The organism is Kitasatospora sp. NPDC048194 (genome assembly GCF_043202455.1).
In the GTDB taxonomy this organism is placed as follows: Bacteria; Actinomycetota; Actinomycetes; order Streptomycetales; family Streptomycetaceae; genus Kitasatospora.
The window spans coordinates 135,940-152,197 of the sequence record NZ_JBIDAK010000008.1 but is presented as its reverse complement, the minus strand read 5'-3'; the positions used below and the strand labels follow the sequence as shown (position 1 = coordinate 152,197).

The 16,258-nt window shown below is 76.1% G+C and carries 16 protein-coding genes and 1 riboswitch; of the genes, 6 read left to right on the top strand and 10 right to left on the bottom strand.

Annotation, left to right across the window (positions count from 1 at the left end; genetic code table 11):
* Window positions 1-11: 11 nt before the first annotated feature.
* Complete coding sequence (locus ACGF07_RS13230; RefSeq protein WP_392898063.1) at window positions 12-887, top strand: NmrA/HSCARG family protein; 876 nt, start codon at window positions 12-14, stop codon at window positions 885-887.
* A gap of 219 nt (window positions 888-1,106) precedes the next feature.
* A complete protein-coding gene (locus ACGF07_RS13225; RefSeq protein ID WP_392898061.1) occupies window positions 1,107-1,883 on the top strand; it encodes a GNAT family N-acetyltransferase in 777 nt (258 codons plus the stop codon).
* A 121-nt stretch (window positions 1,884-2,004) separates the two neighbouring features.
* On the opposite strand, the gene ACGF07_RS13220 is transcribed toward ACGF07_RS13225, so the two are convergent.
* The 4 genes from ACGF07_RS13220 to ACGF07_RS13205 form a co-directional block, all read right to left on the bottom strand.
* Window positions 2,005-2,676, bottom strand: a complete 672-nt coding sequence (locus ACGF07_RS13220) for an ABC transporter ATP-binding protein (RefSeq protein WP_392898058.1) — start codon at window positions 2,674-2,676, stop codon at window positions 2,005-2,007.
* Window positions 2,677-2,737: 61 nt separating this feature from the next.
* Window positions 2,738-3,478 (bottom strand): ABC transporter ATP-binding protein, encoded by a 741-nt coding sequence (locus ACGF07_RS13215; RefSeq protein ID WP_392898056.1) that lies wholly within the window; start codon window positions 3,476-3,478, stop codon window positions 2,738-2,740.
* Window positions 3,479-4,031: 553 nt separating this feature from the next.
* The gene (locus ACGF07_RS13210) at window positions 4,032-6,056 is read right to left on the bottom strand and encodes an ABC transporter permease (RefSeq protein ID WP_392898054.1); all 2,025 of its coding nucleotides are present in this window, start codon (window positions 6,054-6,056) and stop codon (window positions 4,032-4,034) included.
* 4 nt (window positions 6,057-6,060) lie between these two features.
* Window positions 6,061-6,642 carry a hypothetical protein gene (locus ACGF07_RS13205; RefSeq protein WP_350739567.1) on the bottom strand — a complete coding sequence of 194 codons (582 nt, stop codon included), beginning with the start codon at window positions 6,640-6,642 and terminating at the stop codon, window positions 6,061-6,063.
* Between the two features lie 120 nt (window positions 6,643-6,762).
* Between ACGF07_RS13205 and ACGF07_RS13200 the strand changes: the two genes are divergently transcribed.
* Window positions 6,763-7,383: a hypothetical protein gene (locus ACGF07_RS13200; protein WP_392898050.1), complete on the top strand. Its 621-nt coding sequence runs from the start codon at window positions 6,763-6,765 to the stop codon at window positions 7,381-7,383.
* Window positions 7,374-8,822 (top strand): ABC transporter substrate-binding protein, encoded by a 1,449-nt coding sequence (locus ACGF07_RS13195; protein ID WP_392898048.1) that lies wholly within the window; start codon window positions 7,374-7,376, stop codon window positions 8,820-8,822. Before ACGF07_RS13200 ends, ACGF07_RS13195 begins: the two co-directional genes overlap by 10 nt.
* Before the next feature lie 43 nt (window positions 8,823-8,865).
* Here the strand turns inward: ACGF07_RS13195 and ACGF07_RS13190 are convergent, their stop codons facing one another.
* The 4 genes from ACGF07_RS13190 to ACGF07_RS13175 all read right to left on the bottom strand — a co-directional run bounded on the left by ACGF07_RS13190 (window position 8,866) and on the right by ACGF07_RS13175 (window position 12,604).
* Window positions 8,866-10,044, bottom strand: coding sequence for a PP2C family protein-serine/threonine phosphatase (locus tag ACGF07_RS13190; RefSeq protein ID WP_392898045.1), 1,179 nt, complete (start codon window positions 10,042-10,044; stop codon window positions 8,866-8,868).
* A gap of 134 nt (window positions 10,045-10,178) precedes the next feature.
* On the bottom strand, window positions 10,179-10,601 hold the full coding sequence (locus ACGF07_RS13185; RefSeq protein ID WP_350739559.1) for a MarR family transcriptional regulator: 423 nt from the start codon (window positions 10,599-10,601) through the stop codon (window positions 10,179-10,181).
* A 30-nt stretch (window positions 10,602-10,631) separates the two neighbouring features.
* Entirely contained in the window at window positions 10,632-11,984 is a 1,353-nt protein-coding gene (locus tag ACGF07_RS13180; protein WP_392898042.1) for a M48 family metalloprotease, read from the bottom strand.
* Window positions 11,985-12,238: 254 nt separating this feature from the next.
* Window positions 12,239-12,604 (bottom strand): dsRBD fold-containing protein, encoded by a 366-nt coding sequence (locus ACGF07_RS13175; protein ID WP_392898039.1) that lies wholly within the window; start codon window positions 12,602-12,604, stop codon window positions 12,239-12,241.
* Between the two features lie 265 nt (window positions 12,605-12,869).
* Between ACGF07_RS13175 and ACGF07_RS13170 the strand changes: the two genes are divergently transcribed.
* A complete protein-coding gene (locus tag ACGF07_RS13170) occupies window positions 12,870-14,006 on the top strand; it encodes a CapA family protein (protein WP_392898036.1) in 1,137 nt (378 codons plus the stop codon).
* 49 nt (window positions 14,007-14,055) lie between these two features.
* Here the strand turns inward: ACGF07_RS13170 and ACGF07_RS13165 are convergent, their stop codons facing one another.
* Entirely contained in the window at window positions 14,056-14,910 is an 855-nt protein-coding gene (locus tag ACGF07_RS13165) for an MBL fold metallo-hydrolase (protein WP_392898033.1), read from the bottom strand.
* An 11-nt stretch (window positions 14,911-14,921) separates the two neighbouring features.
* Window positions 14,922-14,989: riboswitch (guanidine-III (ykkC-III) riboswitch) on the bottom strand.
* A 171-nt stretch (window positions 14,990-15,160) separates the two neighbouring features.
* On the opposite strand from ACGF07_RS13165, the gene ACGF07_RS13160 reads away from it, so the two are divergent.
* Window positions 15,161-15,613 carry a MarR family transcriptional regulator gene (locus ACGF07_RS13160; protein ID WP_350739544.1) on the top strand — a complete coding sequence of 151 codons (453 nt, stop codon included), beginning with the start codon at window positions 15,161-15,163 and terminating at the stop codon, window positions 15,611-15,613.
* Window positions 15,614-15,643: 30 nt separating this feature from the next.
* Here the strand turns inward: ACGF07_RS13160 and ACGF07_RS13155 are convergent, their stop codons facing one another.
* Window positions 15,644-16,219 carry an ATP/GTP-binding protein gene (locus tag ACGF07_RS13155; protein ID WP_392898030.1) on the bottom strand — a complete coding sequence of 192 codons (576 nt, stop codon included), beginning with the start codon at window positions 16,217-16,219 and terminating at the stop codon, window positions 15,644-15,646.
* Between the last annotated feature and the right edge of the window lie 39 nt (window positions 16,220-16,258).

Here is a 16,258-nt window from a genome sequence, read left to right as displayed (position 1 = left end):
GCTTTATCTGCATGACGCAGATAATCGAGCTCCCCGTCCCCGTCGCCGTCACCGGCGCCACCGGCGCCCAGGGCGGGGCCACCGCCCGCGCGCTGCTGCGCGCCGGCCGCACCGTCCGGGCCCTGACCCGCGACCCCCGCTCCCCGGCCGCCCGCCGACTGGGCTCCCTCGGCGCCGAACCGGTCTTCGCCGACTTCGACGACCCGGCCTCGCTGACCGCCGCCCTGGACGGCGCCGGCGCGCTGTTCGCGATGTCCACCCCCTTCGGGACGGACCTCGACACCGAGGTCCGCCAGGGAACCGCCCTGCTCGACGCGGCGGCCGCCACCGGCGTGCGCCACGTCGTCCTCACCTCCGCCACCAACGCCGACCGCTCCACCGGCATCCCGCACTTCGACACCAAGCAGCGCATCGAACAGCACCTCGCCGGCCTCGACCTGCCGTGGACCGTCCTCGGCCCGGCCGCCTTCCTCGACAACTACGCCAACGACTGGACCCTCCGGTCCCTCCGCGAGGGCGTCTTCCACCTTCCCATGCCGCCCGGCGTCCCGCTGCCGGTGATCTCCACCGAGACCATCGGCGCCTTCGCCGCCCACGTCCTCGCCCACCCGGACGCCTACACCGGCCGGCGCGTCGACCTCGCCTCCCAGTGGTGCACCGGCGAGCAGATCGCCGCCGCCATCACCGCCGCCGCAGGCCGCCCGATCCGGTGCGAGGAGGTGCCGCTCGCCGTCGTGGAGACCCACTCCCACGACCTGGCCGCGATGTTCCGCTACTTCCAGGACCCGGGCCTCGACGTCGACATCGACGCCCTGCACGCCGCCCACCCGCAGATCCACTGGCAGACGGTGGAGAAGTGGGCGGCCGGGCGCCGCTGGGACCTGTGAGTCCGCCCCCGGCCGGTGCCCGGCAGACCTTGACCGTGATCACGGGGTGTCCGGGCGGCCGAGTGAGGGGCATCCGGCTCGGAACGGGCGGACCGGGGGCGGGCGGAACCGGGGGAGGAGGCGGGCGGGTGGGGGCGGAGAACGGGCAAGGGGTTCGGGGTCGTGGCGCCGTCCCGATAACCGGTGGCGCCCGGCGGAGGGCCGTGGTGGACTCCTCGGATGAATCGTGATCATGTCCTCGCCCTCTTCGACGAGCGGGTCAGGCGCGGCGCCCGGCCGGACGGCCCCGGGGTGCGCGTCGAGCGTGACGGCGCCGTGCTGCGCCAGGTCGGCGGGGAGCACGACTGGAACGGCGTCCTCTGGTCGGCCCTGGACACCGCCGGAGCGGACGCGGCCATCGCCGCACAGGTGCGCTGGTTCACGGCCCTGGGCCGGGAGTTCGAATGGAAGGCGTACACCTACGACAGCCCCGCCGACCTCGGCCGACGGCTCCGGTCGGCCGGCTTCACCGCCGGACCGGACGAGGCGCTGATGGTCGCCCGAATCGCGGACCTGCCGACCGACCCGGCGCTGCCCGACGGCGTCCGGCTGGAGCCGGTGACCGACCCGGCCGGGGTGGAACTCATGGTGGCGGCCCACGACCAGGCCTTCGGCACCCCTTCGCCCGGTCTGCGCGAGCGGCTGCTGGACCACCTCCGGCAGGGCTCGGAGGAGATCGCCATGGTCCTCGCCCTGGCCGGCGACCAACCGGTCAGCGCGGCCCGGATGGAACTAAACCCGGGTACCGGCTTCGCGGGTCTCTGGGGCGGGGGCACGGTGCCCGCCTGGCGCGGTCGCGGCGTCTACCGCGCCCTGGTCGCCCACCGTGCCCGACGCGCCGCCGAGCTCGGCTATGAGTACCTTTACGTCGACGCGAGCGACCAGAGCCGCCCCATCCTCCAGCGCCTCGGCTTCGTGCAGCTGAGCACCACCACGCCCTACGTGTACCGGCCGTAGCCCGGCGGACCGCGCGGCAGCCGGACGGTGGGGTCGTATCGGCGGTACGGACGGTGGGGTCGTGCGGCCGCGCGGCGGTACGGACGGTGCAGCCGAGCGACCGTACGGACCGGGGCCGCGGTCACGGCGAGAGCGTGAACCGCCCCGGGAGCGGCTCCCCCGGCTCACCGGCGAAGACCACCTCGCCCCGGTGCAGCACGTACACCACCGCGGCCCCCGCGAGCGTGCACGGCAGCGACTGGCCGGTGAGCACCACCGTACGGCCCCCGGCGGCGTCCGCCAGCAGCCGGGCGTGCAACCGGGCGGCGGCGGCGGGGGAGAGCCCGCGCTCGGGCTCGTCGAGCAGCAGCAGGCCGGGCCGGGCCGCCAACGCCCGCCCGATGGCCACCAGTTGCTGCTGGCCGCCGGACAGGGTACCCGCGCGACGGCCCAGCAGGGTGGTCAACTCGGGGAAGAGCTCCAGGACTTCGTCCCGACCGGGGCCGCCGAGGCCGAGGTTCTCGGCGACGCTGAGCGAGCCGAACACCCCGCGCTCGGCGGGCACCAGCACGAGCCCCAGCCGCACCCGCTGGTGGACGGAGAGCCGGGTGACCTCCCGCCCCCGCCAGACCGCCCGCCCACCCGACAGCGGCACCAGCCCGGCGAGGGCGTGCAGGGCGCTGGTGCGCCCGGCGCCGTTGCGGCCGAGCAGGACGCTGACGGCCGCGGAGGGGAAGGCGAGGTCCACGCCGTGCAGCGCCTCCAGCGGGCCGTACCGGACCCGGGCGGCGCGCAGGGCGGCGGCAACGGTCATCGGACCACCCCGCGAGCGTCCGGGTCGCCGAAGGGGCGGCCGCGCGGGGCGGGGCGGGCGGTCACGTCGACGACCCCCACGCCCCGGCGACCCGGGGGTCCGCCAGGACGGCCGCCGTCGGACCGGCGGCGACCACCCGACCCGCCGCCATCGCGTAGACCGAGTCGGCGAGTTCGGCCACCAGCTCGGCGTCGTGCTCCACCAGGAGCAGTGCCATGCCACGCCCCGCGAGGTCGCGCAGCACGGTCACCAGACGGGCCGTCTGGACGGCGTCCAGGCCCGCCGCCGGCTCGTCCAGCAGCAGCACCCGGGGCCCGCCCGCCAGCGCCCGGGCCAGTTCCACCAGCCGCAGCACACCGGTCGGCTGCGCCCCGGCCGACTCGGCGGCGATGCCTCGCAGCCCCAGCAACCCGAGCGCCCGGTCCGTCCGCCCGGCGGCCGCCCGGGCGTCCGTCCGGCCCCCGCGCTGCTCGGCCCCGACCCGGACGTTGTCGGCGACCGACAGGGTCGGGAAGACGGCGATCTGCTGGAAGGTCCGCGCCAGGCCCAGGCGCACCCGCCGGTGCGCCGGCACCCCGGTCACGTCCCGCCCGCCCAGCAGCACCCGCCCGGCGTCGGGCCGGGCAGTCCCCGCGAGGCAGTCGAACAGGGTGCTCTTCCCCGCCCCGTTCGGCCCGATCAGCGCCGTGATCCGCCCGGCCGGCGCCACCAGGTCCACCCCGGCCACGGCCTCGATGCCGCCGTAACGCCGTACCAGGCCCCGGGCGGTGAGCCGGGCGGCGGGGGCGGGGGTGGAGGTCACGGCGGGCCTTCGGTTGTGTGGGCGGGGAGTGGGGGTGCTCTTCGGGTTGGGGTGGTGGTGCCGTGGGGGTGGGTCGGTGGTGGGTGGCGGGTGGGGGTGGCGGCCCGCGCCGGACGGCCGGGTGGTGGTGCGGCATGCGGCAGTTGGTCATCTCGCGGTCGCCGGCGCTGTGGGCCGGGGGCGGGGGTGGAGTTCACGGCGGGCCTTCGGTTGTGTGGGCGGGGAGTGGGGGGGTGCTCTTCCGGTTGGGTGGTGGTGCCGTGGGGGTGGGTCGGTGGTGGGCGGCGGGTTGGGGGTGGCGGCCCGCGCCGGACGGCCGGGTGGTGGTGCGGCATGCGGCAGTTGGTCATCTCGCGGTCGCCGGCGCTGCGGGCCGGGGGCGGGGATGGGGCTGGGGCGGTGCGATGCGGCGTCCGAGCGGCGCCGGATGGGAGTGGCTGCCACCGGCGCGGTGTGCGGTGCGGCCGTGGACGGCGGCCGGATGACGTCCGACGGGGGCCGGCCGCCACCCCGCGGCCTGCGGCACCCCAAGCGGCCCGGGTCGGCGAGGCGTTCACAGCCGGCGCTCCAGTGCCTCCCGTACCCGCCGCCCCGTCGGGCTGAGCCGGGACGGCGGCAGCGGCGGAGCCGGTGTGCTGCCGCGTCCGGGGCCGCGCCGCCGTGGGAGGGCGGTCAGTCCGCCGGGCAGGCGGCCGATGGCGGCGGCCAGGGCGCCGACGGCCACGGCCGAGACGCCCGCGACCGTGCCCGCGTCGAGGCCGATCAGCAGGGCGGCCGCCAGGACCGCGCCGAGCGCGCTGTCGGCCCCGGCGACCACCACCGCGGCGAACCAGAGCAGCCCGCGCACCGGGTCGAAGGACGCGGCGTCGAAGGCGCGCCCCGCCATGCCCATCAGGCCGCCGCCGAGGGCGGCGAGGGCCGCACCCGCCGTGAAGGCGAGGAGTTTGAGGCCCGGGACGTCCACGCCCGCCGCGACCGCCCCGGCCTCGTGGTCGCGCATGGCCGTCAGCGCGCGGCCCGTCCGGCCGCGGTGCAGACCGCGGACGGCGAGCAGCCCGAGGCCCAGCAGCAGCAGTTCGGCGAGGTAGAAGGCGCGGTCGCCGGTCAGGAAGGAGGGGCGGTCGAGGACGAGACCGGTGGTCGCGTACGGCTGTTCGAAGACGAAGCGGCTCATCGCCGTGCCGACGGCGAAAGTCACGAGGGCGAGCGCGAGCCCGCGGCGGCGGATCGCGGGCCAACCGGTGAGCAGGCCGAGCGGGGCGGTGGCGAGGACGGCGAGCAGCAGCGCGGGGACGGCGGGCAGCGGCGGCAGGCCGGGGATGCGACCGGACATCAGCAGCGCGGTGCCGAGGGAGCCGAGGCCCGCGTAGCCGGCCTGGCCGAGTGAGATCTGGCCGCCGTACCCGGTGACCACCACGACGGACAGCAGCACCAGGGCGAGCGCGGGCACGGCCAGTGCACTGCGCAGGTCGTTGCCCCGGAAGCCGAACGGCAGCAGGAGCAGGACCAGGCAGACCGCCACCGCGAGCCGCCCGCCGCCCCCACGGCCGCCACGGCCGGTGCCGCTCCCGCCGCCACGGCCGGTGCCGCTCCCGCCGCCGCCCGGGCCGGTCCCGGGGTGACGGGCCGCCAGCGGCGCGGCCGCGCCCGGCTCGCCGGTGATCCTCGGACCGGCCAGCAGCGCGGCGACCAGGAGCGCGACCACGAACAGGTTGGACTGCACCGCCTCGACCAGGGGCAGCAGCTGCCCGGAGGGGCGCAGCCGGGTGAGCTCGGCCTGCGCGATGCCCAGCCCGAGCCCGACGGCGACGGCGACCGGCAGGCTGCGCAGCCGGGCGGCGACCGCGACGGCCATGGTCTCCATCACCAGCAGCGGCAGCCCGTACGGGTCGAGCAGCAGGTACGGCGCGAGCGCGACGCCGACCAGCCCGGCGGTGAAGGTGCCGAAGGCCCAGCCGGCGGCGGAGACCCGGTCGGCGTCGACCCCGGTGAGGGCGGCCAGCCGACGGTCGTCGACGACCGCGCGCAGCCGCAGGCCGAAGCGCGTCCACCGGGTGGTGGCAGCGACGGCGAGGCCGAGCACGAGGATGGCGGCGAGCTGGGCGACGGTGTCGGGCCGCAGCGGGTGCCCGCCGGGGAGCCGGATCGGGGCGCCGCCGAACGGGGAGGGTGCTCCGGCCAGCGGCGCGGAGCCCCACAGCAGCACGGCCACGCCGATGAGCAGGACGAACACGCCGAGCCCGGCCACCATGGTCTCCGCCGGGCCGGCGCCGCGCCGCTGGAGCGGGCGGTGGACCAGGACGTCCAGCAGCACGCCGAGCGCGGGGGCGACCACCAGCAGGCAGCAGGCGACGGCGGGCCAGATCGGCCAGTGGCGGACCACCACGAGGTCGCGCAGCAGGTAGGCGATGGCCATGGCCTGGGCGCCCTGGGCGATGTTGAGCGCCCCCGTGGCGCGGTGGCAGACGACAAGTCCGATGCCGCTGAGCGCGGCGGCACTGCCGACGGTGAGCCCGGCGAGGGCGAGGTCGACGGTGAGGCCGAGCGAGTCGGGGGTGGCGGCGAGGAGCGTGTCCATCGGGTCAGCCGCCCGGTGGTGCGGGTTCGCCCGGAGGGGTGGCGGGGGAGTCGGGCGAGCAGAGCGGACAGGGTGTCAGGCGCCGCTCGCGGACGGCGGTCGCGTCCACGGCCCCGGCCCGGGGTTTGCCGATGACCAGCGGGCAGTCCGGCCGGTGGTAGCGGGTGCCCTCCGGGACGGCCAGCCAGCCCCGCCCGTCGGCCGGGCCGCCGGGTGGCGGGGTGGCCTCGGGCTCCACCAGCAGGTCGTACAGCCGTTCCACCCGGCGGTCGGTCAGGTCCGCACGGTCGCCGCGGTCCCCGCGCGGCGGCGGCTGCCGCAGCGCCACGAGCAGCACGCCCGCCACGATCAGCGCCGCGCCGGGGACGGTGGAGGAGGCCAGATAGGGGACCTGCTGTTCGACGAACCGCTCCCCGGAGACCCCGTACCAGCCGAGCACGCACAGCACCGCGCCGACCGCGACGAGCAGCCAGCCGGCCCACTCGCGCCCGCCGCGGAGGCTCCGCAGCAGCCGGGCACCGCGCCGGACGGGGGAAACCCTCGGGTCGGTACGGGTGATTTCTCCGTCGGATTGCGATTCGTCCATGGATCCGCCTTCATGGTGTCACTTGAGACGTTTCCAGGATCGGCCTGGAACAGCATCCGGGACAGCGAGGGCGGGCCCACCGCGCGACCGGCCCGGGCGGCGAAGCCGAGAGGGATCACCATGCACGTGACGCGAAGCGGCACCCACGAGGGCGGCGGCCCCCTCCGGCGGACGGCGGGCGGCCTGCTCGCCGTACTGCTGGTGTGCTCGGCCGCCGCGTGCAGCAGCGGCTCGTCCGGCTCCTCGGCCCCCTCCTCGGCGAGCGCGAGCGTGAGCGCCACCGGCGGCGCCGGCACCGGCGCCAGTGCGAGTGCGAGCGCCGGCGCGACCGGGAGCGGAAGCGCCGGAGCCGGGGCCACCGGAACCGCCCCCGCCGATCCGGCCGCCGCGAAGGCGGAGATCACCACCAACTGGGAGCGGTTCTTCGACCCCGCCACCCCGATCGCCGACAAGGCGAAGCTGCTCCAGGGCGGTGACGCGCTGCTCCCCGTGCTCCAGGGCTTCTCGCAGGATCCGCGGGTCGGCCAGGTGAAGGCCAAGGTCAACGACGTCGCCTTCACGGACGCCGCCGACGCGACCGTCACCTATGCGCTCTTCCTCCAGGGCAACGAGGTCGAGCCGAGTGCGACCGGCCAGTCCGTCCTGGAGAACGGCACCTGGAAGGTCTCCCGTGCCACCCTGTGCGGCCTGCTCACCCAGGCCGGCGGAGCCAGCGGCACGCCCGTCCCCGGATGCAGCTGACCGCGCCGCCGACCGTCCCGCCGCGACGCCGGGCCGCCGACGCGATCCCGCGCCGGCGGCCCGCCCGCGTTCCGCTGCGGGCCTCGGCAGCGGCCCTGTCGGCCCTGCTGGCCCTGGCACCGGCCCTCACCGGGTGCGGCACCCGGCTGCCGGAGGCCGACTTCACCGCCCGCGCCCGACCGTCGGGCGGCACCGGCGGCGGCACGGCCGGTTCGGGCAGCAACCCGGCGTCCGACACCGGCGTCACCGCCACCGAGATCCGGATCGGCATCGTCACCTCGCTCACCAGCCCGGTCGGCAGCGAGGTGTTCAGCGGCCCCCGCTACGGCGCCGAGGCCTTCTTCCAGGCCCTCAACGACCACGGCGGCCTGCACGGGCGCACCGTCAAGCTGGTGACCTGCGACGACGGCGGCAGCGGTGTTGGCAACCAGGACTGCGTGCACCGGCTGATCGACCAGGCGCACGTCTTCGCCTTCGTCAGCGGCAGCGTGCTGGACTACGCGGGCGCGCCGTACGTGAGCGGCAGGGCCGTCCCCGACATCGGCGGCCAGCCGATCGGCACCGCGTACGACCGCTGGCCGCACCTGTACGGGATCTACGGCAGTGCCGCCCCGCGCGACGGCCGGGCGGTCGGCTGGAACGGGACGCTGTACCAGAGCACCGAGGTGTTCCGTTTCTTCAAGCAGCGCCTGGGCGCGAGCAGCGCCGCCGTGGTCGCCTACAACCAGTCCGACTCCGCCCGCTACGCCGGACAGCTGAAGGCCGGGCTGGAGGCGGAGGGCTACCGGGTGCTGCTCCAGACGGTCGACTTCGCGCTGCCGAACTTCCAGGCGGTGGCCGCGGCGGTGCGGGCCGACGGCTCGCAGCTGCTGTTCGACGCGATGGACACCCGGGGCAACGCGGCGCTCTGCCGGGCGCTGGACGAGGCGGGGGTCACCGTCGCCGCGAAGGTGACCAACGTGCAGAACTGGTCCGAGTCGGTGCGCACCGACTACGCCTCCTCGCCGAACTGCCGCAACGCGCTCTGGGCGACCTCCTCCAGCCTCGACTACGAGGACGAGCAGTACCCGGCGGTGCGGGACTTCCGCACCGCGATGGCCCGCTACTACCCGGACCGGGCCGCCCGGCTGTCCGCCTGGGAACTGGAGGGGTGGGCCGGCGCCCAGTGGCTCACCGACGCGCTGGACTCCTGCGGCGCGGCCCCGACCCGGGGGTGCGTCGAGGCCTTCATGAACCGCGCCGAGCCCTACGACGCGCGCGGGCTGATCCTGCCCGCCTCCTTCGTCCCCCGGCCCCCGCCCACCGGCCCGACCAGGGCCTGCCTCAACGCGGCCCGCTGGCAGGACTCCGCGCAGGGCGGGCGGGGCGGCTGGGTCACCCAGGTGCCCGCCATGACCGAGAACTGCTTCGACGTGCCGCAGCTGCCGTACGAGCCCTGAGCCCGCCTCCCGGCGTCCCCGCGGCGCTCCCGAGGGGCGCGCGCTACGGCAGCCGCTCGACCACGACCATCGCCGCGTCGTCGTCCAGCCGCCCGCCGACGTGGGCGAGCAGATCGCGGCGCAGCCGGTTCAGCAGGGCGGCGGGGCGCTCGGCCTGCCAGGCGGCCACCCGCTCCGTGAGCGGGTAGAAGCGGCGCTGGGCGTCCCGGGCCTCGATCACGCCGTCCGTGTAGATCAGCAGCCGGTCGCCGGGGCGCAGGGGGAAGGTCTCCACCTCGTACTCCACCGGCGCCAGCTCGCCGAGGCCGAGCGGGGGCGCCGGGTGGCGGGCGGCCACGGCGGTGATGCCCTCGGGGCGCAGCAGCAGCGGGGGCGGGTGGCCGCAGTCGATCAGGCGGACCGGCGAGCCGTCGTCGGGGATGTCCAGCAGCACCGCGGTGATGAAGGACTCGCCGCCCTCGTCGGGCGCCTCCTGCTGCCCCTGGCGCAGCGACGGGCGGGCCAGCCGGGCCTGCCGGGACTGCTCGGCCAACTGGGCGAGGTCCCAGCAGACGCTGCCGTCCAGGTAGGCGGCGAGGTCCGGCAGGTCCGCGTGCAGGTGGGCGGCGGCGCGGAAGGCACCGAGCAGCAGGGCCGCGTCGCCGAGCGAGGACAGGCCCTTGCCGCGCACGTCGCCGACCAGCAGCCGGGTGCCGGTGGCCGTGCGGGCGGCCGCGTAGAGGTCGCCGCCGACCTGCGCCTCGGCTTCGGCAGCGAGGTAGACGGAGGCCAGGTGCAGCGGCCCGAGCCGCTCGGGCAGCGGACGCAGCAGGACCCGCTGGGCGGCCTCGGAGACCGACCGGACCCGGGCCAGCTCCCGTTCGTGCCGGTCGCGGAGCACCCGCAGTCCGACGATCAGGACCGAGACGACGATTAGCGCCCCGAGCTGGCTCTCGATGTTGATGCTGGTCAGGCCGTCCCGGACGGCGCCGATGATGGTGAGCGCGGCGAGCGCGAGCAGGGCGACCCCGGCGGTGGCACGGGGGCCGGCGATGGAGGCGGTCAGGGCGGGGGCGACGATCAGCAGCGGGCCCAGGTGGACCTGGGCGGGGGAGAGGATGTCGACGACGGTGATCACGACGATCAGCGCGAGCGGCAGCGCCGTCAGCGCGCGGCGGTCAGGTCGCCAGGAGCGGCGGCGGGCGCGAGGACGCGGCTCTTCGGGACGCTGCCGGAGGGGCACCCCTCCTCTGTACACCGTGGGGCCGGTGGGGCGCACCCCGGGCGATGGTGCCCGGGGCGGCGCCCTCGGCGGGCACGCTCGGGCCGTGCGGGCGCGGGCCGGGTGGCGACGCGCGGCCGTGACCGGCCCCCGGCCTACTCCTCCGCGCCGTAGCGGGCCAGGTAGGCGGCGAAGCGGGCGACGTCCTCGTCGGACCAGTCGGTGAAGCGGGTGGTGAAGGCCGCGCGCCGCTGCTCGTTGGCATCGCGCAGGAGGGTCAGGCCGGCCTCGGTGGCGCGCAGGATCTGGCCCCGCTGGTCGTCCGGGTCGGCCTCCCGGCGCAGCAGGCCGAGCTTCTCCAGCGCGGTGACCTGGCGGCTCACGGTGGACTTGTCGAGCATGAAGTGCGCGGCCACGTCCGCGGCCCGGCAGCCGCCGCGCTCGGTGATCAGGTCGAGGATGCTGTAGGTGACCAGGGAGAGGTCGGGGTGCAGCTGGGAGGCCTTGTGCCGGGCACGGCGGGCGAAGGCGGTCAGCTCGCGCTGAATGGTGTCGATGGACGACTCGCGGCCGGGCACGGCGTTCCTACCTCCTCGAAATTTGTTGCACTATACAACAGATTTGCCCGGCGTCGCGCGCGGCTCGCCGACCGGGCCCGGGGTGGTTCCGCCGACGGCCTCGCCGGTGCCGCCGCCGGCCGTCCGGCTCGCCGATCCGCCGGCCGGTCCGTCCACCGGTCCGCCCGCCGTCCCGCCCGCAGTCCTGTCCGCCGTCCCGCCCGCCGTCCCGCCCGCCGTCCGCCCCGGTCCGGCCTGCCAGGCGCGGGCGGCCGCGATCCTGCGGGTCGCACTCGGGTGAGTGGCGAACAGTAGCTCAAGCACCCGGGGCGGGTCGACATCGGAGACGTTCGCCAGCGCAAGCCTTCGCTGCATCGCAATGAACTGTCCGGGATCACCGGTCAGTTCGAGTGCGTGCCGGTCCGCCCTCGCCTCGATCCGGCGGCTCACCGCGCACTGCGCCGGGCCGGACAGGGCACCCGCCAGCGCGGCGAGCGCGGCCAGCAGCGGCAGCGCCCGCGGATCGCCCGCGTCATCGACCCCGGCGGCGTCCAGCAGCGGGCGCCAGGTGCTCAGCAAGCCCAGCACGGCCACCACGACGGCCGCGCCGACCGCGCCCAGCGCCGTCCCGAGCGGCACGTCGCGGTGTCTGACGTGGCCCAGCTCGTGCGCCACCACCAGCTCCACCTCGCGGGGCTCGGCGGTCGACAGCAGGGTGTCGTACACGACGATCCGGCGGGTCGCGCCCAGCCCGGAGACGTACGCGTTCAGTGCGGTGGTCCGCCGGGAGGCGTCCGCGACCAGGACGTCCCGCACCCGCACGCCGTCCCGCCCGGCCAGCTCGAGCAGCGCGGTGCGCAGTTCGCCCGGCGGCATCGGGGCGAAACGGTTGAACACCGGCTCGATCAGCAGCGGGTGGAGGAAGGAGAGGGCGGCGGTCAGCACGGCCGCCGCCCCGGCGGCCGGGAGCCACCAGTGCTGCGGCGACCAGCCGGTGAGGGCGAACAGGCCGAGGGCGAGCGGGAGGACCAGGAGCAGGCCGAGCGCCAGCCCGCGCAGCACGTCCACCACCCAGCCGGCCCAGCCCTGGGTCACCAGTCCGTAGCGCGCCCGGACGGAGCGCACCCTGGCGCCGAACGGCAGCTGGAGCGCCTGGCCGAGCAGCAGCAACGCCGCTGCACCGGAGAGGGCGACGGCGGTGCGGGAGCCGCCGAACCAGCGGCCGGTGGCGGTCACCAGGGCGGCGCCGGCCGGGCTCAGGCCGAGCACCAGGGTCAGCGCCAGGCCGGCCACCCGGCCGCCGAGCAGCCACGGCAGCTGGGCGCGGCGCAGCGCCCGGCCGCGGGCGCGCTGGGCCGGGGTGAAGTCGGGGTCGGGCGGCGCGTCGGTCGACGGGGTGGTCATGGGTGGGGTGCGCTCCTCCGCTGCGGCGCGCCCGGTTCGGGGCGTCGCGGTTCAGCATGGCGTACCCGGCCGGGTCTTGCTCGGTCCGGGTGTTCCGCCGTGGGACACGGCGGGCCGGCGGGTGCGGCGGTCGGGTGCGGCGCGGGGTGGGTAAGTCGGGCGGGTGCGGCGGTCGGGTACGGCGCGGGGCAGGTGCGATCCGGGCGTGAGCGGCGGCGGGTCGGGCGGGCCGTTCCCCGCGGTGGCCGTCGCGCTCACTCCTCGGCCGGGTCGGTGGCATCGTGCACGCCGGCGCGCAGCAGCTGGTGGCCGAGGTCGACCAGGGCGCGGCCGACCGCGAACTCGTCGCCGACCCGGGGGTCCGGGTCGTCGCGGGGGTTGCGGCGGGCCAGCGCGTCGCTGCGCAGCACGGTGCCGTCGGCGTCGAGCACGGCGTGCACCCGGGTGGTGTCGGCGTCCTCGACCACGTGCAGGCTGAGCTGCCAGTCCTTGGTGCGCACGGTGTCCGGGGCGGCGTGCGGGGCGGTGCCGTGCACGGCGTCCGGGGCGGTGCCGCGGGTGGCGTCCGGAGGCCGCGCCTCCGCGGTCGCCGTCCGGTACTGCGGTGGGAAGTCGGCCATTCGGAACCACCTCCGGCGTGGGCCTCTGCCTCCCCTCCATGGTCCAACGCCGCCCCTCGGCCCGCCGGGTCGCCAGGGGCGCGGTGGCCGGGTGCGGCGGTGGCCGGGTGCGGCGGGGGCCGGCCGGGAGGGCCGTCCGCCGGCGCCCGGGACCGAGCCGCCGCTGCGCGTTTGTGTCCGAAAGGTTGCGGGGGCGAGCTGAAGCGGTGCCGATTCGGTGGCGTAGGCTGACCGCTCTTGCACCATCCTCCGGGGGGAACCACTCATGCGCCGTGCCGCGGCCGCCGTCGCGCTGTTCGTCGGGCTGACCGCCGTCGCCGCCTGCGGACCGGACGACCCGCCGCCCGCCCCGGCCTCCCCCGCGGGCGCCGCGACGGCCGGGCCCTCCGGTTCCGCCGGCCCGTCCTCCGGCGCGGCCCCGGCCCCCACCAAGGGCGGCGCGCCCCGGCCCGACGGCAGCATCACCGTCGCCTTCGCCGGGGACGTCCACTTCGAGGGCCGCACCGAGGCCCGGCTGTCGGTGCAGCCGCCCGAGCCCGCGCTCGGCCCGATCTCCCGCACCCTCGCCGACGCCGACCTGTCCGTCCTCAACCTGGAGACCGCGATCACCGGCCGCGGTGCGCCGGAGCCGAAGACGTACACCTTCCGCACCTCGCCCAAGGCGCTGTCCGTGCTCAAGGACTCCGGGGTGGACGTCGTCTCGATGGCCAACAACCACGCCGTCGACTTCGGCGCCGACGGCCTCACCGACACCCTCGCCGCCAAGAGCTCCTCGCCGATCCCGGTGATCGGCGTCGGACGCAACGCCACCGAGGCGTACGCGCCGTACACCGCCACCGTGCGCGGGGTGAAGGTCGCGGTTGTCGCCGCCAGCCAGGTCGAGGACATCACCAACCAGAAGTGGCGGGCCGGCGCCAACAAGCCGGGCATCGCCTCGGCGCTGGACGTCCCCGCCCTGGTCAAGGCGGTGGAGTCGGCGAAGCGCCAGGCCCCGGTCGTGCTCGTCTACCTGCACTGGGGCGAGGAGGGCAAGGCCTGCCCGACCAGCGCCCAGACCGCCGTCGCCAAGAAGCTCGCCACCGCCGGCGCCACCGCCGTGGTCGGCACCCACGCCCACACCATGGTCGGCTCGGGCATGCTCGGCGACACCTACGTCGGGTACGGCTTCGGCAACTTCCTCTGGTACGGGACGTCCAACTACCCCAACTCCAACGAGACCGGCGTCACCACCCTCACCCTGACCGCCGACGGCAAGGTCACCGGCGAGGCCTTCACCCCGGCCACCATCGACGACAAGGGCATCCCCGAGCCGGTCACCGGCGCCGCCGCCGAAGCCGCCCTCAAGCGCCGCGACGGCCTCCGCGGCTGCGCCGGACTCACCCCGCCCCCGGCCGCGCACTGACGGCCGCTCGCCCGGCCCGGGTGACGGGCGCGTCCGGGCCCGGGCCCGCTCAGTCGGTGGGCCAGAGGATCAGGTCGTCCAGCGCGTGGCGACGCGGCCCCTCGCCCAGTTCGGCGAGTGCGGCGCGGATGCGGTGCAGGTGGTCGACGGTGAGCTGGAGCGGGGGCTCGTCCGGCTGGTAGGTGGTGCGGACCGGGTAGTCGGCGCCCGGGGTGCGGGTCATCTCGATGTGGCAGCCGAGCACGTACGTGACCTGGCGGCTGCCGGCGAACTCGACGAGCCGCTCGACGGTGCGCCCGAAGGCGGGCCAGTCGTCGATGTAGAGCCGGCCCGGGTAGACGGTGTCGCCGGTGAGCAGGAAGCCCGTCCACGGGTCGTAGTAGGTGACCGCCGCCTCGTGGTGGCCGGGGGTGGCCAGGCACTCCAGCACCCGCCCGCCGCCGAGGTCGACCCGGGCCACGGCCTCCGGGGCCCGGTCGAAGCCGAAGTACGCCCAGGCCGTGGGCCGGTCGCCGCCGACCACGGTGGTCACCGGCCGGTCGGCGAACTGGCCGTCCCCGGCGATGTGGTCGCCGTGCGGGTGGGTGTGGAGCACCAGCAGGGGGTAGTCCTCCCGGGGGTTCCGGGCGAGCCACCTCGCCACCAGGCCGTCGACGGTCGCGCGCAGCGGGAAGTACTCGGGCTCGGCCGTGGCGCCCGTGTCGATCAGCACCGCCCGTTCCGCCCCGAACAGCAGGAACAGGAACGGCGCTTCGTAGTGGACCGCCTTGTTCTGCCGCAGGATGACGGTGTGCTCGTCGTACTCGTGGACGTGGATGTCCGGATCCGTGTTGTGCTTCGCGGACGGCGAGCCGTGGATCCACCGCACGTCCAGCGGGCGGGCGATCGGCGTGCGGGCGGCCATGACGTCTCCTCGGTGCGTCGTCTTCGCGGGCCGGGTACGGCGCACATCTCGTCCGGGGCGGACGCCGACGCGCCGCCGCCGCGACGCTAGCACCACCCGGCCGCGCTCCGGCCGCCGGTGCCGCTGCGTGCCGCCTTGGTGCCGCCCGGAACCGAAGTAATTGCAGAGTCAGATAATCCGCGCCAACTGGGATACTGTCGAACAGAAGACGCAACGGGGCGTACGGGTGAACGCGAAGGGAAGGCGAGCCATGGGGATCCGCGACGACGCCGCCGAGGTCCGGGCCAGTGGCTGGCGCACGCTCGCCGCACTGCACGGGCTGATCGACACCGCGCTGGAGAAGGCGCTCCAGGCGGGGCACCAGCTCTCCGTGGTCGAGTACACCGTGCTGGAGGCCCTCTCCCGGCAGGACGGGTGGCACATGCGGATGCAGCAGCTGGCCCGCGCGGCGGCGCTGAGCAGCAGCGCGACCACCCGGCTGGTGACCCGGCTGGAGGACCGGGGGCTGCTCAGCCGCTACCTCTGCGCGGACGACCGTCGGGGTATCTACACCGAGTTGACGGCGGCGGGCCGTGCGCTGCTGGAGGCCGCCCGGCCGGTGCACGACGCCACCCTGGAGGCGACCTTGGCCCAGGCCGCGGAGGTGCCCGAACTGTCCACCCTGGTCGACGCGTTGACCGAGCTCACGCCGACGAAGGCGTGACCGCGGCGGCCCGACCGCGACGGCCCGCCCTCACCGCCGTCCGGCGGCCAGCGCCTCCCGGTGCACCCGGTCGAGCAGGGCGAGCAGCAGTTCCCTGCTGGACGCCCGCTCCCGGACGTCGCACAGCACCACCGGCACCTCCGGCCCGAGGTCGAGGGCGCGCCGGACGTCCTCCGGGCTGGCCTCGCGCCGCCCGTGGAAGCAGTTGACGCCGATCGCGAACGGGATGCCCCGCTGCTCGAAGAAGTCCACGGCGGCGAAGCTGGTCTCGAGCCGCCGGGTGTCCGCGAGGACGATCGCCCCGAGGGCGCCGAGCGCGAGGTCGTCCCACATGAACCAGAACCGGAACTGCCCCGGCGCGCCGAAGAGGTAGAGCACCAGGTCCTCGCGGAGGGTGATCCGTCCGAAGTCCATCGCCACCGTGGTGGTGGACTTGTCCTGGATGCCGTCGAGGCTGTCGATCCCGACGCTGGCGCGGGTCATCCGCTCCTCGGTCTGCAGCGGTTCGATCTCGCTGACCGAGCCCACCATCGTGGTCTTCCCGACACCGAAACCGCCGGCGACGAGGATCTTGACCGCGCCCGGCACCAGGCTCTTGATCGTCAATTCGGGTCTCCTGGAGGGGAACTGGGAGTCGCGTGCGGG